The following is a 19,629-nucleotide window of genomic DNA, read 5'->3' as shown; positions in this document are numbered from 1 at the left end:
GGCCAGCGGCGGACACACAAAAACCCCTCGGGCATCGAGGGGTCCGCCGCTCCGACCGGTGTGTGACGGGTCGGGCGGCTAGCGAAGAAGTCGCTGCTGCGCCATGGAATCAGCCTACCCCAGGGCGCGAACGCGACGACGGACCCGTCCGTGATGGACGGGTCCGTCGGTGCGCACACGTGCGCGATGATGCGGCTCAGAGGGCGTTGTTGGCCTTGGCCATCGCAGCCTTCTTGTTGGCGGCCTGGTTCTTGTGGATGACGCCCTTGCTCACGGCCTTGTCGAGCTTCTTGCTCGCCTGGCGCAGGGCGGTCTCCGCAGCATCCTTGTCGCCCGAGGCCGCGGCCTCACGGAACTTGCGGACCCACGTGCGCAACTCCGACTTGGCCGCGCGGTTGCGCTCAGTGCGCTTCGCGTTCGTCTTGATGCGCTTCAGCTGGGACTTGATGTTTGCCACGATGTTCTCTTCCGGTCGATCGGCTGCACCGACCACGGCGGCCGGGCAGGCTCACCCTCGATACCGGACCGCGACGCGCCACCTAGGAGGCACTAAGGTCATGGCTCGATCCGGTCAAGGGAGAGCTGGTGCGTGAAATCGCGCACGACCTGGGCGCGCACGCAAGAGACAAAGCTACCAGCGGGCACCCCGACCTCCCAAAACGCCCGCAGCCACCGAATAGCATCACGGACGCACAACGCACCAGCAACGCACCGGCACAGCACCAGGAAGGGCGAGCGATGAGACGGCCTCCGGTCTACGACCACCCGCCGGTGAAGGTGCTGGGGCTGCGCTTGCGCCCGGCGCTGCTCCTGGCGCTGCTGGAGAACCTGTTCTTCGGTGCGGCGACGGTTTTTGCGTTCCTCTTCGCCTGGGTCGTGCTGCGTCAGGGCGTCAGCGGTTGGGCCAATAGCGCCTACCTGCTGGTGTTCTGGGCGGTGCTGGCCTACCTGGCGCTCCCCCGGCTGCACCGGGTGCTCACCGCGATCTACGTGCCGGACTACTTCATCGGCCGCACGCGCACGAGCGACGGGCTGCTCGGCGATCCGGTCAATCTGGCGTTCACGGGCTCCGGCGATCAGATCCGGGAGACGATGCGCGAGGCGGGCTGGATCGAGGCCGATCCGGTGAACCTCACCTCCAGCGTGCGGATCGTGGTCGCGTCGCTGACCCGCCGCAGCTACGCGCGCGCCCCGGTCAGCCCGCTGTTCCTTTTCGGGCAGCAGCAGGCGTTCGCATTTCAGCAGGAGGTCGAGGGCAATCCTGCGCAGCGCCATCACGTGCGCTTCTGGCCGTGCCCGCCGGGGTGGCTGCTGCCCGGCGGACACAAGGTCGACTGGATCGCGGCAGGCAGCTACGACCGGGCCGTCGGGCTCTCGTTCTTCACGCTGCAGGTGACGCACCGCATCGACGCAGACCTCGACATCGAGCGTGACTACATCGTCGACTCGATCCGGCACGCCTGTCCACACGTGCCGGTGCGGACCATTGCGGACTTCTCGACCGGCTATCACTCGCGCAACGGCGGCGGCGACGCGGTGCGCACCGACGGTGACCTGCCGGTCGTCGATGTCAGCGCCATCGCGCCGGCACCGCAGCAGGCGGCCACAGAGCCGCAGGACGAGGACGTGCTGCACCGGGTGGGTCGCCGGCCGTTCAGTGTCGTCGCCGCTGGGGTGCTGACGGTGCTGTCGCTGTTGATCTCACTCGGCGTGGCGATCGACCAGCTGGAGGAGCTGCTGGGCGAGGTCGAGGCCGAACTCGTCGCCACCGACCCGCAGGCCACCACCTTCGTGCTCTATACGCTGCTCGCCTTCCTCGTCGTGGTGTACCTGCTGATGGCCGCAATGGCGTGGCTGACCTTCTTGGGGAGCCGGTGGGCTCGGCTGTGCATGCTCGCGGCCTTGACGTTCTCCCAGCTGGCCAGCCTCGTGCAGTACCTCGGCCGGGATCGGCCGGCCGGGCTCGCCATGCTGACCCTGACGCTGGACCTGTTGACGATCTACGCCCTGACGAGCCTGTCGGCGCGGCAGTGGACGCACGAACACGGCCTGAGTGCCCGTCGGCGAATGCGCCGCCTCATCGCCCGGCGCGAGCGCGAGTGATCGCCAGGATCGCGCGTTCGACCGCGTAGACGGGGTCGCGGCCGCCGCCTTTGACGTCGAAGTCGGCGGCGGCCACAGCGCAGATGGCGCGCCCCAGACCGTCGTCGTCCCAACCGTGCAGGGCGCGACGGGCGCGGTCGACCTGCCAGGGGGCCATGCCCAGCGACTTGGCGACCTGCCCCGAGGGCCCACGGCCGGTGCCGGAGACCTTGACGAGCTGCCGCAGCTGGGAGGCGAGGACCGCCACGATCGGAACGGGGTCGAGCCCGCCGGCGATCGCGTGGCGCAGCAGCCGCAGAGCCTCGGCGGTGTTGCCGGCCAGAGCCGCGTCGGCGACCCGAAAGCCCGTGGCCTCGACTCGACCACCGTGGTAGGTCTCCACCGTGTCCTCCTCGACGACGCCCTCGGTGTCGGCGATGAGTTGGGCGCAGGCGGAGGCTAATTCGGTGACGTCTTTGCCGACGGCCTCGACGAGGGCGCGGACCGCGCCGGGGCTGATGCGGCGCGAGTGGGCTCGAAACTCGGCCTGCACGAAGTCGGACTTGTCGCGGTCGGACTTGATGGCGGGCGCCTCCAGCACGCGAGCGCCGGCCTTCTTCATCGCGTCGAGAATCTTGCGGCCGCGGTTGCCGCCCTTGTGGGCCACGATGAGCGTGACCTCTGGGGCGGGGGCGGCGATCGCGGCGGACAGGTCGTCGATGAGGTCGTCGTTGCCCTCGTCGACGTCGCGAACGAGCAGCGCCTTGGCGCCGCCGAACAGCGACGGGCTGGAGTGGATGCCGATGCCGCCGGCCTCGTAGCCGGCTGCGTCCAGGCGCACGACCTCGATCTGCGGGTCCGCGGTGCGCAGCGCGTCGAGCGTGGCGCCGATCGCGCGAGCGGCGAGCACGTGCTCGGGCCCGGTGACCAGCACCAGCGGTGGGACGGCCGCGCTGACCGGCGCACCGCCAGGGGCTCTCTGGGTCCTCGCGACATTCGGGGCGTTCGCAGTGTTCGGGGCATTCGGGGCGTTCACGACACCTCCGCGGTGAATTCGAGGCCCAGTTGGCGGCCGCGGGCCTGCACGACCTCGACGGGTAGGTCGAGATGCTCAGCGACCGTCTCGGCGTCGACCCCCGACTCGCCGGCTTCGCGCAGCGCCTCGTCGGCCTCCTCGTCCCAGGCGTGCCCGTCGACGACCGCGGTCCGGCTGCTGACCGGTGCGGGCGCGCCGGTGGCGATCACGCCAGGGCTCTCGCCGGCCCCGGAGCTTTCGCTGGTGGGTGGCTCGGGGTGCTCACCGGTGGGGGCCGCCGCGGGTGGGGCGACGGTGCGCCCCCGCGGTCTGGGGTCGGCGACGGGCAGCGGCGGCGCGGCCGACTCGTCGAGACGAGTCAGGGCCCCCAGCACGAGCTTGCGGTCGGTGGTGGGCCAGAACGGCGGCAGCGAGGCCTGCAGGAAGCCGGCGTAGCGGGCGGTGATCATCCTCGGGTCGAGGAAGGCGACGACGCCGCGGTCGTCGGCCCGGCGCACGAGCCGCCCGGCGCCCTGGGCCAGGCGTAGCGCGGCGTGGGTGGCGGAGACGGCCATGAACCCGTTGCCGCCCATCGAGGCGATCGCGCGGCTGCGGGCCGAGGCGAGCGGGTCGTCGGGCCGAGGGAAGGGGATGCGGTCGATGACGACGAGCTGGCACGCCGAGCCCGGCACGTCGACGCCCTGCCAGAGGGTCAGGGTGCCGAACAGGCAGGTGCGGGCGTCGCGGGCGAATTCGCGCACGAGCGTGGCGATCTGGTCTTCGCCTTGGCAGAGCACCGGCCAGTCGTCGCCGAGCCGGTCGCGCATCGCCTCCGTGGCGGCCTGCGCGGCGCGCATCGAGGAGAACAGGCCGAGGGTGCGGCCCCCGGCGGCGCGGACGAGCGCCTCGAGTTCATCGAGGGATTCGGGGGCGGTGCCGTCGCGCCCGGGTGGCGGGAGTTTCGCGGCGACGTAAGCGATGGCCTGCCGGGCGTAGTCGAAGGGGCTGCCGACGTCGAGGCCGGTCCACGCCGGGGCGCTCTCACCGCGCAGGCCGATGGTGCCGGCTACCGCGTCGAAGGTGCCGCCGAGTTCGAGGGTCGCCGAGGTGAGCACGACGGTGCGCTCGCCGAAGATCTTGTCGCGCACGAGCATCGCGACACTCATGGGCGCGACGCGCAGGGCACTGGTGCCGCGACGTTGGTCTCGGCTGAGCCACGTGACGTCGAGGTCGCGCCCGTCGAGGAGGCGTTCGGTGACCTCGAAGACCTCGTCGACCGCGGCCTTGGCCAGGGCCTTGGCGCCGTCGGCCTCTCCCGCGGCGGCCTTATCGCCTTTGATCTGCGATTGCACGGCGCGGGCGGCTTCGAGCGCGCTGGCGAGCCCGAGGGCGACCTGCTCGGGGAGTTGTTCGAGCCGGCCCTCGGGCACGGTGGCCAGCGCGGCTTCGAGGTGGTCGGCGGCCCCGGACAGGTCAGCGGTGTCGGCGAGCTTGCCGCAGCGTTTGGCGGCGGCGGTGATGGTGCCGGCCGAGAGCTCGTCGGTGATCGTGGAGGTGACGCGGTCGACCAGTTCGTGCGCCTCGTCGATGATCAGCAGGTCGTGCTCGGGCAGCATCGCGCGGTCCTCGAAGGCGTCGATGGCCATGAAGCTGTGGTTGGTGACGATGACGTCGACGTCGGCGGCGTCGGCGCGGGCGCGCTCGACGAAGCACTCGGCCACCATGGGGCACTTGCCGCCGAGGCACTCGTGGGCGGACACCGACACCTGCCGCCAGGCGCGTTCGGAGACGCCCGGCACAAGTTCGTCGCGGTCGCCGGAGTCGGTCTCGCCCGCCCATTCCCGCAGCCGCGCGACCTCCGCCCCGAGTCGGGAGGAGGAGGCCTGCGCCGCGCCGAAACTCAGCAGGGCATCGTCGTCGTCGGCCGGGTAGCCGCCAGCGAGTTTGTGCTGGCAGACGTAGTTGCGGCGCCCTTTGACCAGTGCGTATGTGGGCCGCCGCGGCAACCGCGGCGCGAGCGCGTCGGCCAGCCGTGGCAGGTCGCGGTCGACGATCTGGGCCTGCAGCGCCAGCGTGGCGGTGGCGACGATGACGGGCTGCCCGGTGGCCTGCGCGTGCGCGATGGCGGGCACGAGGTAGGCCAGGGACTTTCCGGTGCCGGTCCCGGCCTGGACGAGCAGATGCTCGCCGCTGTCAACAGCGTCGGCGACCGCGTGGGCCATCCGCACCTGCCCCTCGCGCGGGGTGCCGCCGATCCCCGCCACGGCACGCTCCAGCAGCGCATCGAGCGCGGCATGGTCGCCGCTGCGGCGTCGGTCGGCAGGCACCGGCACAGCCTATGTGCTCCCACCGACAGCCCCGCCGCCCCTCCGCTGACCTCAAGCGGAGCATCCCGCACGCACATACTGTGAGGAGGCTGCATATATAGAGGCGTGTCATGACGAAGCGACTGATCGATCTTGACGACGAGTTGCTGGAGGAAGCACGCCGAGCGCTGAACACGGACGGGGTCTCCGACACGGTGCGCGCAGCGCTTCGTCAGGCTTCTGACGCCGCCGCGCGGGCCGAGGAGTTCGAGTGGTTGGCTGCGGGAGGCATGGCGCAGCTGGCTGATCCGCAGGAGCGAGCCCGCGTGTGGCGCTGATTGCTCGCTATCTACTGCACACGAGCGCCTCCGCGCGCATGCATCACGATGTTGTGGCCGAGCAGGTCCGGCCCCTCATGGCGGCAGGGGTCATCGCCACCTGCGCCACGCTCGATGCAGAGGCCCTCTACAGCGCCGCGATCACGCAGAGTATGCCGAGATTCGCCTTCGTCGCCGGCACGCCTACGAGTACCTCCCGCTCGAGGACCGACACTGGCAGGCCGCCCTGACCGCCCAGTTCCAGCTCGCCCAGACGGGGCGACATCGAGCGGTGGGGATGACCGACCTGGTGACGGCGGTGCTCGCGGCCGAGCATCGACTCACGGTGCTCCACTACGACAGCGACTTCGACATTGCCGCCGATGTGATCTCCTTCGCGCACCGACGGGTGGCACCGCGTTGCTCGATTCCGTGACTCTGCTCGACGACACTTCGGGCGCTTACCCAGTTGCCGGACCGCCGCGGCGATGGGAGGGTGCGTGCACGATCCGCGCCGAACCGCAGGAGGAGATATGGCTGGCTCCGAGGCACCGCCCCCAGATCCACTGGGGATCGATGCCGGGTTGCGGGAGGAGACGATCTTCACGTGGGGCGCTCCCCCGCTGAAGTTCGGCGCGGGTGCGCTTGACGAGATCGGCTTCGAGGTGGCCCAGTACGGCCTCAAGCGCGTGCTGGTGGTCACCGACCGCGGCGTCGAGCGGCTGGGGTTGGCGCAGCGGGTCGTCGATGCGCTGGCGGCCTACGAGATCGAGGCGGGCGTGTACGCGGACGTGCACGTGGAGCCGACGGACGAGAGCGTCGCAGCGGCGGTCGCTTTCGCACGCGAGGGCGGCCCGTGGGACGGCTACGTCGCGATCGGTGGCGGGTCGAGTATCGATACGGCCAAAGCAGTGAACCTCATTCTCACCGATGGCGGTGAGTTGTTCGATTACCTCAATGCGCCGATCGGAGAGGCGCGCGCACCCAAGGGCGCGTTGGCTCCGCTGTTCGCGGTGCCGACGACGGCGGGCACGGGGTCGGAAAGCACGGCGATGTGCATTCTCGACGTGCTGAGCATGAAGGTGAAGACCGGCATCAGCCATTGGCGGCTGCGCCCGACCCTGGCGATCGTCGATCCCTTGCTGACGATGACGTTGCCGCCGCAGGTCAGCGCAGCCTCGGGCATGGACATCGTGTGTCACGCCCTGGAGTCATATACGGCCCGCTGGTATACGAGCTTCGACCGAAAGACCGCGGAGCAGCGGGTCACCTATTGCGGGTCGAATCCGGTATCGGATCTGTGGGCGGAGAAGTCGCTGCAGCTCATCGCGAATTCACTGCGCACGGTGGTGCGCGAGGGAGCGGATGTACGCGCGCGCTCGGAGATGATGATGGCCGCGACGTTCGCGGGAATGGGCTTCGGCAATTCCGGGGTGCACATTCCGCACGCGAACGGCTACCCGATCGCGGGCAGGGTGCGCGATTACCGCCCCGCGAACTACCCGCCGGACGAGGCGATGGTGCCGCACGGCGAGTCGGTGTCGCTGACGGCCCCGGCGGCGTTCCGGTTCAGCTTCGACTCCGCCCCGGAGCGGCACCTGCGGGCAGCGGCCCTGCTGGACCCGACCCTGGAGCGAGGCGGCGAGGCCGGTGAGCAGCTGCCCGCTGCGCTGATCCGCCTCATGCGCGACATCGGCATCCCCAACGGCATCGAGGCCGTCGGTTACTCCGCGTCCGACATCCCCGACCTCGTGCCGGGCACGATGAAGCAGCAGCGCCTGCTCGCCACCTGCCCCAAACCCGTCGATGAGGAGGACATCGCCGCCATCTTCGAAGGCTCCCTGACCAACTGGTGAGCCCGCAGGCGGCAGGCACCGCCAGTGACAGCCCCAGCAGCGTCGCTGCGGCGCGTGTGGAGCGTCTATGTGCTCCCACCGACAGCCCGGCGGCTCCTCCGCAGCTCTGGAGTCCTCGGCATGAAGCAGCGACGCCTGCTCGCCACGTGCCCCAACCGTCGGTGAGGAGGACATCGCCGCCACCTTCGAAGACCCCCGACGCCTGGTGAGGCCACCCGTGCGATCGGGCTGGCGAATACCATTGCTGGATGACACACACGCTTGCTGAGTACCTGGAGGCCGGTTACTGCCTGGCTCCGCAGGAGCGGCTAGAGGCCGCACGCATGCTCCGCCTGAGTGTCCACCAGGACCAGACCGCGATGCCTGACGACATCGAAGCCGAGTGGGATGCCGTAATCACCAGGCGTGTCGACGAGATTCTCGGCGGAACGGTCCAAGCCGTCGACGGTGCCGAGTCCTTCGCGCGGATCCATGCCCGACTGGATGCACTCGACAGGCCGAGGAGGAACTCGCCGCAGCCGCAGAGTGGTACGAGGGCAGGCAGCGTGGCGTCGGCCGTGAGTTGATGCGGGCGGACGAAGAGGCGATCATCAGCATTCAAGATCCGATGGTCCATTGGGGGTTCTACCGACAACGACGTGCTAGCCCTCAGGTCTACACCCGCAGTATCGCTGGTTTCCCTATCGATGTGATCTTCGTTCGCAGGGAGCACTCGATCCTCGTGATCGCTTACGCTCATGAACGCAGGCGGCCGGGCTATTGGATGCAGCGCGTGTCCGAGTGATCGCCTGATAAACGAGAGCCGCAGATGGGGCAGGAGCACATCGAAGCGCCAGCCCGGGAGACGCTTCGCGCACGGTGCACCCACCTCCTTCGCGGCGGGACGTGAGACACGAGGTGGGCTTCAGCCCGTGACGTCGGCCAGTTCGAACTCGCGCAGGGGCTCGACCTGGTCTTCGCTGACTTTGACCTCGAGGCGGGTCCCGTCGGGCGTGTGCTCCTCGGCGAGCACCTCGGCGTCGGTGTGGAGGCGGTTGACGATGTCGCCGCGGTCGTAGGGCACGAGCAGGGTCATCGGGATGTGCGGCTTGGGTAGGGCCGCGTCGATGATGTCGCGCAGCTCGTCCAGGCCGGCCCCGGTGCGGGCGGAGACGATAACCGCGCCCTTCTCGTGCCGGCGCAGCCGGTCCAGCACCTCGGGGTCGGCGGCGTCGGCCTTGTTGACGACGATGATCTCCGGAACGTCGGTCGCCTCGACATCCGCGAGCACCGCGCGCACCGCGCTGATCTGACCCTCCGGGTCGGGGTGCGAGCCGTCGACCACGTGCAGCAACAGGTCGGAGTCGGCGACCTCCTCCAGCGTCGAGCGGAACGCCTCGACGAGCTGCGTCGGCAGGCTGCGCACGAACCCGACGGTGTCGGCCAGCGTGTAGTCGCGCCCGTCCTGCGTCTGCGCCCGCCGCACGGTGGGATCCAGCGTCGCGAACAGCGCGTTCTCCACCAGCACGCCCGCCCCGGTGAGCCGGTTGAGCAGGCTCGACTTGCCGGCGTTCGTGTATCCCGCGATAGCGACCGCCGGCACCTTGTTCGCGTGCCGGGCCGAGCGCTTGGTGTCACGAGTCTTCTTCATGCCGCGGATCTCGCGACGCAGCTTGGCGATCTTGGTGTTGATGCGGCGCCGGTCGAGCTCGATCTTGGTCTCACCGGGGCCGCGGGAACCGATGCCCTCACCACCGGCGACCCGACCACCGGCCTGCCGGGACATCGACTCACCCCAACCACGCAACCGCGGCAGCAGGTACTGCAGCTGCGCCAGCTCGACCTGGGCCTTGCCCTCCCGCGACTTGGCGTGCTGGGCGAAGATGTCGAGAATCAACGCGGTGCGGTCGATGACCTTGACCTTGACCACGTCCTCCAGGGCGCGACGCTGGCTCGGCGCGAGCTCGGAATCGCACACAACTGTGTCCGCTCCCTCGTCGGCGACGATGTCGCGCAGCTCCTCCGCCTTACCGGAGCCCAAGTACGTGGCGGGGTCGGGACGCAGGCGGCGCTGCAACACGCCGGCGAGCACAGTGGAGCCGGCGGTCTCGGCCAGCGCGGCAAGCTCGCGCAGCGAGTTCTCGGCGTCCTCCACCGAGCCCTCGCACCAGACGCCGGCCAGCACCACGCGCTCCAGGCGCAACTGCCGGTACTCGACCTCGGTGACGTCTTCGAGTTCGGTCGAGAGCCCGGCGACGCGGCGCATCGCGGCGCGCTCCTCGCGCTCGAGCTGGTCGCCGTCGAAGGCGACGAAGTCGGGATCGCGCTCGTGCCAGTTGTCGTCGTCCGCGAGCGCCGAGGCGCGGAAGTCGAGGATGTCACTGGATTGGCGGGGATTGTGGGAGTTCGTCATATCACCCCCAGGGTCTCACCTTGTTGCCCAGCGGGTCGAACCGATTTCCCGGCCGCGCGGCCCGTCGCCAGAGCCGGAGACATCGACCCTGGCGACGGACGGGCTAGGTCAGCGCAGCGGGTCGAACGCCCACAGCAGCGGGTCGGTGGGGTCCCCGCCGATCTGCTCGGCGATGAGGCGGCCGGTCAACGGGCCCAGGGCGATGCCCCACATGCCGTGCCCGCCCGCCACGTACACCCGATCGGAGCGGGTGCGGCCGACGAGTGGCAGCGCGTCGGTCGTGCAGGGGCGCGAACCGACCCACTCGTCGTGCCGAGCGTCCCAGTCGATGCCGCGCAGCATCGGGCGGGCGGCGTCGATGATGGCCTGCACGCGGCGCGGGTCCAGCGGATCCTCCGGTGAGCGGAACTCCATCATCCCGGCCACCCGCAGTCCGTCCTCCGGCCCGCCGAGCGGCGTGCACGCCACGCGCTGGCTCGCGAAGTACACCGGCCCCTTCGGCACGTGCTCCGGGTGCACCGTGAAGGAGTAGCCGCGGCCCGCCTGCACGATCCGATGCACGCCGTGACGTTTCGCCAGCGCGCCGAGCCAGGTGCCGGTGGCCAGCACGACAGCGTCGGCGGTCAGCGACTCGCCGCCCTCGAGATCGACGCGCACGGTCGATCCGTTCTGGGTCACGTCGCGCACGGTCACGCCCTCGCGGATCTCACCACCGCGCCGCCGCACCGCGTCGGCCAGGGCCTCGACGAAACGACCGGGGTTGATGAAGCGCTGGCCGTGCAAGCGCAGGCCGTACCGGATCGACGGGTCGATCGCCGGCTCGACATCCGAGACCTGCGAGCCCTCGAGAAGGTCGTACTCCACGAGCCCGTCGGCGTGGCCGAACTCGTCGATGAGCACCTGTCGGTCGGCGGCGGTCTTGAACGCCGCGAGGAACGGCTCGGCCGGCTTGGTCGGCTCCAACACCGCCGCGTCGCCCGTGGCGTCCGTCAGCTGGTCGAAGGCGCCCAGGCCGAGCGAATTGGCGCGGTTGAAGACCCGCATGGCCCGCAGCCAGCGGCGCGGCGTGCAGTGTCGAGTGAAGCCGATGAGGAAGCGCCAGAGCGTCGGGTCGATGCGCGGCGGGACGTAGACCGGCGAGGAGGGCCGCACCATCTCGCGCACCCCCACCTTGAGGATGGCGGGCTCGGCCAGCGGCAGGGTCAACGCCGGAGACAACCAGCCCGCGTTGCCCCACGACGATCCGGCCGCGACCCCCGTGCGGTCGACGACAGTCACGTTGAGGCCGCGTTCCTGCAGGAACCAGGCGGTCGACAGACCCACCATGCCTGCCCCGACAACGACGATGTTCTCCGGCGTGCTCGACATGTTCTACCTCTCTCACACAATCGCGGGCGGCGTCACCGAAACCGCGAACCGAGCCGAAAGGCCAGGCCGCGCCGGACGCGAGGTGCCGGGGCCGTCGTGTCCGACGACCCCGGCACCCAACCTAGTAGACAGCCGCTGCTCAGGAGAGCGAGTGCGGCTCAGTCACTCGTGGTAGAGCCCGTCTCCATGTCGTGGTCCTTGGACTCGACCATGAGGTAGGCGCAGATCACCGAGATGGTCGAGAGCACCGCGAGCATGATGCCCACAGCCATCGTGTTGCCCGCAGCGACCAGCTGCGCGGCGATCAGCGGCGGAATCGCACCACCGAGCACGCCGGCGAGATTGTAGCCCAGCCCGGCGCCGGTGTAGCGGTAGCGAGCCTTGAACATCTCCGGCAAGGCGGCCCCGGCCGGACCGTAGGCGATCCCGAAGATCACCAGCGTGCCGATGAGGCCGAGCACGTACAGCGCGGTGATACCGGACTCCAGCATCGGGAAGAGCAGCAGCGTCCAGACGATGGCCAGCGCGCAGGAGGTCATGATGACCCGACGGCGCCCGATCTTGTCCGACCACATCGCCGACCCGGCGATCGAGAGGCCGAAGAGCACCGCGGCGACCATGCCCATCGACAACACGAACGGCATCGAGTAACCCAATTGCCGAGTCGCGAAGCTCGTCAGAAACGAGGTGCCCATGTAGAACAGCGAGAACAGCGAGGCCAGGGCGCCACCGGCGATGAGAATCTCTTTCCACTGATCCTTGATGGCGTCCAGGAACGGCAGCTTGCGGTTCGGGTCCTGTCCCAGGTTGCGCTCGGCCTGCTTGAAGACGGGCGTCTCGTCGACCGCGAGGCGGATCCACAGCCCGACGAGGACCAGCAGCAACGACAGGATGAAGGGGATGCGCCAGCCGATGGTCATGAAGAAGCTGTCGGCTGGTGTTGTCGCCTTGGGTGAAGGCCAGGAACGTCATGGAAGACAGGAAGAACGCGAAGGCCGGGCCGAGCTGCGGCCACATCGCCATCATCCCGCGTTTGCCCTTCGGGGCGTACTCCGCGGTGAGCAGCGTCGCGCCGGCCCACTCGCCACCGACGGCGAAGCCCTGGAAGAAGCGGGCCGCGACCAGCAGGGCAGGCGCCCAGATGCCGATGCCGTCTTCGAACATGCCGAAGGCACCGGTCGAGTAGCCCGGCAGAAGACCGATACCGACCGTCGCAGCACCCATGATGAGCAGCGTCCAGACCAGCGTGCGCTTGCGGCCGATCCGGTCGCCGAAGTGGCCGAAGATGATCGCGCCGACGGGCCGGGCGAAGAAGGCGACGGCGAACGTCGCGAAGGACGCCAGCACCGCGGTATTGGGGTTTGCTGCCGGGAAGAAGATCGTCGGGAAGACCAACGCTGCCGCGGTCCCGAAGATGAAGAAGTCGTAGAACTCGATCGTCGTACCGATCGAACTCGCGGCCGCGACCCGCTTCAGCGAGGTCTTGCTGGCCTTGGGCGGTTCGGCCTGTTTTTCCCAGGCTAACTGCTCGCTGGTGTTTGTCACGGTCGGCTCCTTTGTCGAACGCGTGCGGGCGACACGATCCGATACCGAGCCACCGTGACCCGATCGTGCACGACGAATCCGCGATTCGTCACAGGATTCTGTGAAGCGAAATGAAGTTGGGTGCTCAGCACCCAATGCGCCGATCGGCTCGTATGGTCGCCCAACGGCTCCCGGCGCCGTTCACCTCTTACGCGCGGCACCTGGCCGCCGAATCGGCCGGTTTCACCCCCCGAACGCCGACGGCCGGCCCCCCTCTCAGGGAGCCGGCCGTGGACTGTGAGCTTGCCTACATGTGCGGGGTCTCGGTCGGTGCGTCGTCGTGGGCGGGGTCGGCCGCGTGCAGGTGCGAGGCCCGCCGTCGCGACAGCGTGACCGAGCCGACGATGAGTGCGAGCGCGATCGCCGCGATGCCCAACCGCAGCGGCGTGGAGGCCCCCTCGCCGACCGACAGATAGACGACAGCCGGGGCGATGAGCACCGCGACGAGGTTCATCACCTTGAGCAGCGGGTTGATCGCCGGGCCGGCAGTGTCCTTGAACGGATCGCCGACCGTGTCGCCGATGACCGTCGCGGCGTGGGCGTCGCTGCCCTTGCCGCCGCCGAAGCCGCCGTCCTCGACGAGCTTCTTGGCGTTGTCCCACGACCCACCGGCGTTGGCCAGGAAGACCGCCATGAGCACACCGGCTCCGATCGCGCCGGCGAGGAAGCCCGCCAAGGCGCCGAAGCCGAGGCCGAAGCCCACCGCGATCGGCGCCATCGCCGCCAGCAGACCCGGCGTCGCCAGCTCCCGCAGCGAGTCGCGCGTGCAGATGTCGACGACCCGGCCGTACTCCGGCTTGTTGATGCCCTCCATGATCCCGGGGATCTCGCGGAACTGGCGGCGCACCTCCATGACGATGGCGCCCGCGGCTCGCGTCACGGCATCGATCGCCAGACCGGAGAAGAGGAAGACCACCGACGCGCCGAGGATCACGCCGAAGAGCACGTCTGGCGAGACGACCGCATACCCGGCGATGGCCTCCGAGGCGTCCCGGCCCGCCGCAGTGAGCGCGCTGGTGACCGCGTCGTTGTAGGAGCCGAAGAGCGCCGTCGCCGCCAGCACCGCGGTCGCGATAGCGATGCCCTTGGTGATGGCCTTCGTCGTGTTACCCACGGCGTCGAGCTCGGTGAGCACGTGTGCGCCCCGCTCGTCGACGTCGCCCGACATCTCGGCGATGCCCTGGGCGTTGTCGCTGACCGGGCCGAAGGTGTCCATCGCGACGATGACCCCGACCGTCGTCAGCAGACCGCAGCCGGCGAGCGCGATGAGGAACAGCGAGAGCACCACCGAACCGCCGCCGAGCAGGAACGCGATGTACACCGCGGCGCCGATGACGACGGCGGTGAACACGGCCGACTCCAGCCCGACCCCGATGCCCGACAGGACCACGGTGGCCGCGCCCGTCAGCGACGTGCGGGCCACATTGCGGGTCGGGGCGCTCTCGGTGCTCGTGAAGTGGCCGGTCAGCCACAGAATGACACCGGCCAGGACGATGCCCAGCAGCACCGCGAAGACCGCGAGCAGGCGCGGGTCGCTGTCCAGGCCGCGCACCGACTCCGCGGCGTCGGGCAGCGTCGCGAAGGAGGCCGGCAGGTAGAGGTAGGCGGCGAGTGAGCACAGCACCGCCGAGACGGCCGCGGCGATGACGAAGCCGCGGTTGATCGCCGTCAGCCCGTTCTCACCGGGGCGGATGCGGGTGACCATGATGCCGAGCACCGCGGTGATCGCGCCGAGCGCCGGAACGATGAGCGGGAAGATCAGCCCCGCCTCACCGAAGGCCGCCTTGCCCAGGATGAGCGCCGCCACGAGCGTCACCGCGTAGGACTCGAAGAGGTCGGCGGCCATGCCGGCGCAGTCGCCGACGTTGTCGCCCACGTTGTCGGCGATCGTCGCGGCGTTGCGCGGGTCGTCCTCGGGGATGTGCTGCTCGACCTTGCCGACGAGGTCGGCGCCGACGTCGGCGGCCTTGGTGAAGATGCCGCCGCCGACGCGCATGAACATCGCCAGCAGCGCCGCGCCGAATCCGAAGCCCTCGAGGACCGTCGGTGCGTTGCCGCGGTAGAGCAGCACGACGACCGCGGCACCGAGCAGACCCAGGCCGACGGTGATCATGCCGACCGCACCACCGGTGCGCACCGCGAGCGTGAAGCCGGGAGTGCGATCGCCCGCACGGGCTGAGGCGGCCACGCGGACGTTGGCCTTGACCGCGAGCTTCATGCCCATGTAGCCGATCGTCGCCGAGAACGCCGCGCCGAGCAGGAAGAAGAGGCTGCGCCCGAGTCGCAGCGAGCCGTCGGCGGCGGGCAGCAGGAACAACAGGAGGAAGACGATGACCACGAACCAGGCCAGCGTGCGCATCTGCCGGCTGAGGTAGGCCTGCGCGCCCTCCTCGACCGCATCGGCGATGTCGCGCATGTTCTGTGTGCCCGATTCGGCCTTGAGCACCTGGGATCGCATGATCCCGCCGATGACCAGGGAGGCGACGGCCACCAGAGCGACCACCACGACGATGCCTATGCTCTCGGAACTTAAGGCGATGTCGGTGTTCATGTCCGCAGCGATCAGAGCTGATCCACCCAAAACGTCCTCCTGTGGCCGTGTTTGCGGGAATTCTCACACACTGCTTGGCCCTGCGTACTCAGCTTGCGGCAGATGTCGCGAGCGGGTCTTTCCCGGCACTGGGTACCGTGGAGCGCAATGTCCACGCCAGAGCACTATTTCTCCGCCGAGCCGCAGCAACCGGAGCAGCGTCGGGAGTTGCGCGTGCGCCTCGTCGGTCGGGAGGTCGAGGTCGTCACCTCCGGCGGCATCTTCTGCCCCGACCGCCTCGACCTGGGCACCTCGGTACTGCTGCGCGAAGTGCCCGACCCGCCGCCGGGCGGCAACTTGCTCGATCTGGGCAGCGGCTGGGGGCCGATCGCACTGAGCCTGGCGATGCTCTCCCCCGCCGCGACCGTCTGGGCGGTCGACATCAACCGCCGGGCCCTGCGGCTGACCGCCGACAACGCCGCCCGACTCGGATTGCCCGGTGTGCGCGCGCTGACCCCACCGGAGGTGCCTGCGGACCTGGCGTTCGACGTCATCTGGTCGAATCCGCCGATCCGCATCGGCAAGGCGGCCCTGCACGAGCTGCTGCTGACCTGGCTGCCGCGGCTGACACCCGGCGGCAACGCCTACCTGGTCGTGCAGCGCAACCTGGGCGCGGACTCGCTGCAGACGTGGCTGACCGGCACCCTCGGCACCGACTTCGTCGTCAGCCGACACGCCTCCGCCAAGGGCTTTCGGGTGCTGCGGGTCGAGCGGCCCGATCCGCGGCCCAACGACGCCGCCTGACACCAGACGCCGCCTGACACCATCCGAGGCCGAGCCCGGCCCGAGCGTGGCCGCTACCCCTTGGCGATGTGCGGCAGCTTGGGCCGGATCTGACACGTGGCGTAGGCCGCACCCACCGTGATCGCGAGCACCGCGTAGGCCTCGTGCGGCTGCGAAGTGATGCCGGCGATCATCAACAGCCCGGTGATGGGGGCGCGCAGCGACGTCGCCAGCACCGCCGCGGCGCCCATCACCGCCAATCCGGTGACCGGGACGTCGAGGCCGGGCACGGCGAGCTCGGCGAGCCGCCCGATGATGACCCCGGCGAGGGCGCCGACGGCGAAGGCGGGTGCCAGCGTGCCGCCGACGGCGCCGGCGCGCAGCGTCAGGAAGGTCGCCAGGCACTTACCGACGAGCGTCAACGCCGCCAAGCCCAGGCCCATCCCCAGCAGCGCGCTCTGCATCGCCGCGCGGCCGTTGCCCAGCACGAGCGGCAGCCAGAAGGCCATGACCGCGACCCCCAGCCCCGCGGCCGGCAGCGTCAGGAGGGTCAGTCGACCCCGCTGCGAGTGCTTCTTGACGTGGTCGGCCAGATCTCCGAACCAGCCGCCGAAGACCCCCAGCAGGAGGCCGATCGTGATGGCCCACACGATGATCCGCCAGTCGGAGCCGTCGAGCGCCGGCGCCGCGAACTGGTGCACGGGGCTGATGACGACGCGGGCGACGAGCACGGCGATGACCGACATGCCCAGGCACGTGAGAGCGATCGTCACCGAGATCCGCCCGAGCAGCAGCTCCATCGCGAACACGGCCCCGCCCAACGGCACCTGATAGACCGCGCCCAGTCCCGCGCCGGCGGCCGCAGCGATGAGCAGGCGGCGGGTATCCGCGTCGAGCCCGGTGCGTTCGGCGACCCGGCTGCCGGCCAGGGCCCCGATCTCGCGCGGCGCGACCTCCCGACCGACCGGCATCCCGGCGCCGACCCCGACCATCTGGAAGACGGCGTTGCCGATCGTCGTCCAGAACGGCGGCCGTTTGCCGCCGACCATGCCCTTGACCCCGACCAGCGGCGGCGCTTTGGCGCGCAGCAACCACCAGGCCGGCGCCAGCAGCAACGACACGAGGGCCACCGCGATGCTCATCCGCAACGGGTCGACCCCGTCGGTGAGCAGCTGCCCGTGCTCCTCGCCCTTGCCGTAGACGACCAGCTCCATCAGGTGCAGCACCCACGCCAGGCCGGCGGCTCCCAGGCCCGTGAGGACCCCGATGACGACCACGAGCCCGCCGTAGCGCAAGGCGTACAGCGGGCCCGTGGGAGGTGAAGGTGCGGCCACGCTCGGAGGATAGCGCGGGCCGCCCCGCCCTGATCAGCGCCGATGCCTCCGTTCCTCAGCTACCTCGACTCCGAGGCGTCAGCCGTGGCGCATCTCAGCGGCGGTCGCGCTTGACGACCATCGCCGAGCCACCGCCGCCGCGGGAGGTCTCGGCTGCCGGGATGGCTTTGCCGTCCTTGAAGGCGATGGCGGTCGCCCGCCCGATCGCCGCCGCCGGGGTCAGCTCGTGGCCGGAGTCGATGAGCTTCTTGCCGTCGTCGGAGACGATGAGCGAGGGCTCCGCGGTCGTGGCCGTGTTGCGCGAGCTGATGCGGTCGGCGGCGACGGCCTTGACGAGCGACAGATCGCGGTCGAGGTAGCCCGTGAGGATCTGCGCCGTCGTCGTGATGATCGTGGCGCCTCCGGCGGCCCCAACCGCGACAACGGGCTTGCCGTCCTTGAGCACGATGGTGGGCGCCATCGAGCTGCGCGGTCGCTTGCCCGGCGCCGGCAGGTTCAGGGCCGGCACGCCCTGGGTCATCGGCTCGAACTCGAAGTCCGTCATCTCGTTGTTCAGCAGGAAGCCCCACCCGGGCACGACCATCCCCGAGCCGCCGAACTGCTCGATGGTCAGCGTGTAGGAGGCGACATTGCCCCACTTGTCGCTGGTGGTCAGGTGCGTCGTCGCGGCACCGTCGTTGGGAGCGCCACCGCCGCCCTCGCCCGGCGCGGCGCACGGGCCGTACTCGCCGTCCGGCTCCCCGAAGGCGATGGGGCGCTGCTGCGCCTTGGCCGGGTCGAACCCGCAGGCTCGTTCGGCCGCGAAGCCCTTGGAGATCAGCTCCGCCACCGGCACGCCCGGCACGTCGCCGACCCAGCGGTTGCGGTCGGCGAAGGCCGTCGCCGTCGCCTCGGCGAAAGCGTGCAGGTAGGCGGCTTGGTCGGCGTCGTTGACGGTGGTGCCGGTGCGCTTCTCGTACTGCTCGAGCAGGTTGAGGGTCGAGCCGACCGCGATGCCGCCGGAGCTCGGCAGGCCCATGGCGTAGACGTCGTAGCCGCGATACGTGGAGTGGATCGGGTCCTTCGCCAGCACCTGGTAAGCCCGCAGGTCGGCATGGGTCATCGTGCCGGCAGGCACGCTGACGCCCTCGGCCGTCTTGGGGTGCTGCACGGTCTGCACCATGGCGTCGGCCAGCGGACCGGAGGTGAACGCAGCCGGCCCGTGCTCGCGCAGCGCCGCGTAGGCCTTGGCGAGGTCGGGCTGACGCAACACCTGGCCAGGCACCACCGGCTCGCCGCCGGGCAGGAAGATCTGCGCCGTGGCCGGGAACTTGGCGAAGCGTTCGGCGTTGTCGGCCGTTGCCTGGGCGAAGGAGTCGTCGACGACGAAACCGCGCTCGGCGATCTTCTGCGCCGGGGCGAGCAGTTGCGAGAAGCTGCGGCTGCCCCAGCGGTCCAGGGCGGCCTGCCACGTCGCGGGGGTCCCCGGGACACCCACGGACAAACCGGAGTTCACGGCCTTCCAGAACTCCATGGGCTTGCCGTCGGGCTCCAGGAAGGACTTCTCGTGCATGCCGGCGGGCGCGGTCTCGCGCCCGTCGAGCGTGCTGACCTGCTGGGATTTGGCGTCGTAGTACACGAAGAAGCCGCCACCGCCGATGCCGTTCGCGTACGGCTCGGTGACCCCCAGGGCCGCCGCCGTGGCGACGGCCGCGTCCGCGGCGTTGCCGCCGGCCTTGAGCACGTCGATGCCGACCTGACTGGCGACCGGGTCGACCGAGGCGACCGCCCCGCCCGAGCCCGTCATCGTGGCCACCTTCGGCAGCTTGTGCCCCACGGGCTTGGGGCCGTGCCGACCGTGGGCGTCCTGCACCGAGTCCTTGTCTGGGCCTGCCTGGGCGCCGGTGGCACTCGCGTCCGCAGTCGCGGGGGCCAGACCAGGAGCGGCTGGAGCGGCTGGAGCGGCGTGGGCGGCGAGGCCGCCGAGACCGAGCGGAAGCGCGAGCGCTAGCGAGAACGCGCCGAGGCGGGCGGCGCGACGCCGGGAGGGGACCTGCGTTTCGGGGGTCATGGCCGGTGACAG

Annotated in this window: 15 protein-coding genes and 1 pseudogene; 6 read left to right on the top strand and 10 right to left on the bottom strand. The window is 70.1% G+C overall.

Annotation, left to right across the window (positions count from 1 at the left end):
* Positions 1–196 precede the first annotated feature (196 nt).
* A complete protein-coding gene (rpsT, locus tag KILIM_RS01505) occupies positions 197–457 on the bottom strand; it encodes a 30S ribosomal protein S20 (RefSeq protein WP_040561846.1) in 261 nt (86 codons plus the stop codon).
* Positions 458–738: 281 nt separating this feature from the next.
* Between rpsT and KILIM_RS01500 the strand changes: the two genes are divergently transcribed.
* On the top strand, positions 739–2,103 hold the full coding sequence (locus KILIM_RS01500; RefSeq protein WP_006590837.1) for an LssY C-terminal domain-containing protein: 1,365 nt from the start codon (positions 739–741) through the stop codon (positions 2,101–2,103).
* Here KILIM_RS01500 and holA read toward each other — a convergent pair.
* Both holA and KILIM_RS01490 read right to left on the bottom strand, forming a co-directional pair.
* A complete protein-coding gene (gene holA, locus KILIM_RS01495) occupies positions 2,078–3,118 on the bottom strand; it encodes a DNA polymerase III subunit delta (protein WP_006590836.1) in 1,041 nt (346 codons plus the stop codon). The two genes, KILIM_RS01500 and holA, sit on opposite strands and share 26 nt — an antisense overlap.
* Positions 3,115–5,430 (bottom strand): ATP-dependent DNA helicase, encoded by a 2,316-nt coding sequence (locus KILIM_RS01490; protein ID WP_006590835.1) that lies wholly within the window; start codon positions 5,428–5,430, stop codon positions 3,115–3,117. The genes holA and KILIM_RS01490 overlap by 4 nt, the downstream gene beginning before the upstream one ends.
* Positions 5,431–5,534: 104 nt before the next feature.
* Between KILIM_RS01490 and KILIM_RS01485 the strand changes: the two genes are divergently transcribed.
* The 4 genes from KILIM_RS01485 (at position 5,535) to KILIM_RS01470 (ending at position 8,142) form a co-directional block, all read left to right on the top strand.
* Positions 5,535–5,741: a hypothetical protein gene (locus KILIM_RS01485; protein ID WP_006590834.1), complete on the top strand. Its 207-nt coding sequence runs from the start codon at positions 5,535–5,537 to the stop codon at positions 5,739–5,741.
* A gap of 277 nt (positions 5,742–6,018) precedes the next feature.
* Positions 6,019–6,156: a PIN domain-containing protein gene (locus KILIM_RS24555; RefSeq protein ID WP_006590833.1), complete on the top strand. Its 138-nt coding sequence runs from the start codon at positions 6,019–6,021 to the stop codon at positions 6,154–6,156.
* A gap of 97 nt (positions 6,157–6,253) precedes the next feature.
* Entirely contained in the window at positions 6,254–7,576 is a 1,323-nt protein-coding gene (locus tag KILIM_RS01475) for a hydroxyacid-oxoacid transhydrogenase (RefSeq protein WP_006590832.1), read from the top strand.
* Between the two features lie 248 nt (positions 7,577–7,824).
* Complete coding sequence (locus KILIM_RS01470) at positions 7,825–8,142, top strand: addiction module protein (RefSeq protein WP_006590831.1); 318 nt, start codon at positions 7,825–7,827, stop codon at positions 8,140–8,142.
* Between the two features lie 338 nt (positions 8,143–8,480).
* Here KILIM_RS01470 and hflX read toward each other — a convergent pair whose 3' ends face one another.
* From hflX to KILIM_RS01445, 5 genes and pseudogenes are all read right to left on the bottom strand, one after another.
* Positions 8,481–9,968: a GTPase HflX gene (hflX, locus tag KILIM_RS01460; RefSeq protein WP_006590829.1), complete on the bottom strand. Its 1,488-nt coding sequence runs from the start codon at positions 9,966–9,968 to the stop codon at positions 8,481–8,483.
* Between the two features lie 108 nt (positions 9,969–10,076).
* Positions 10,077–11,336, bottom strand: coding sequence for an NAD(P)/FAD-dependent oxidoreductase (locus tag KILIM_RS01455; RefSeq protein WP_006590828.1), 1,260 nt, complete (start codon positions 11,334–11,336; stop codon positions 10,077–10,079).
* 158 nt (positions 11,337–11,494) lie between these two features.
* Positions 11,495–12,256 (bottom strand): MFS transporter, encoded by a 762-nt coding sequence (locus KILIM_RS24550; protein WP_006590826.1) that lies wholly within the window; start codon positions 12,254–12,256, stop codon positions 11,495–11,497.
* A 79-nt stretch (positions 12,257–12,335) separates the two neighbouring features.
* Positions 12,336–12,881 (bottom strand): annotated as a pseudogene (locus KILIM_RS25405) (MFS transporter); the annotation flags it as partial.
* 286 nt (positions 12,882–13,167) lie between these two features.
* Positions 13,168–15,471: a sodium-translocating pyrophosphatase gene (locus KILIM_RS01445; protein WP_040561803.1), complete on the bottom strand. Its 2,304-nt coding sequence runs from the start codon at positions 15,469–15,471 to the stop codon at positions 13,168–13,170.
* A gap of 147 nt (positions 15,472–15,618) precedes the next feature.
* Here KILIM_RS01445 and KILIM_RS01440 point away from each other — a divergent pair, with 147 nt between their 5' ends.
* Complete coding sequence (locus KILIM_RS01440) at positions 15,619–16,254, top strand: class I SAM-dependent methyltransferase (RefSeq protein ID WP_006590823.1); 636 nt, start codon at positions 15,619–15,621, stop codon at positions 16,252–16,254.
* A gap of 53 nt (positions 16,255–16,307) precedes the next feature.
* Here the strand turns inward: KILIM_RS01440 and KILIM_RS01435 are convergent, their stop codons facing one another.
* Together KILIM_RS01435 and ggt are read right to left on the bottom strand one after the other, a co-directional pair.
* Complete coding sequence (locus tag KILIM_RS01435; protein ID WP_006590822.1) at positions 16,308–17,567, bottom strand: chloride channel protein; 1,260 nt, start codon at positions 17,565–17,567, stop codon at positions 16,308–16,310.
* Positions 17,568–17,661: 94 nt separating this feature from the next.
* A complete protein-coding gene (gene ggt / locus KILIM_RS01430) occupies positions 17,662–19,617 on the bottom strand; it encodes a gamma-glutamyltransferase (protein WP_006590821.1) in 1,956 nt (651 codons plus the stop codon).
* Positions 19,618–19,629 lie beyond the last annotated feature (12 nt).

The sequence above is a fragment of the Kineosphaera limosa NBRC 100340 genome, assembly GCF_000298215.1.
Classification (GTDB): domain Bacteria; phylum Actinomycetota; class Actinomycetes; order Actinomycetales; family Dermatophilaceae; genus Kineosphaera; species Kineosphaera limosa.
This window is presented reverse-complemented; position numbering and strand designations above follow the sequence as displayed.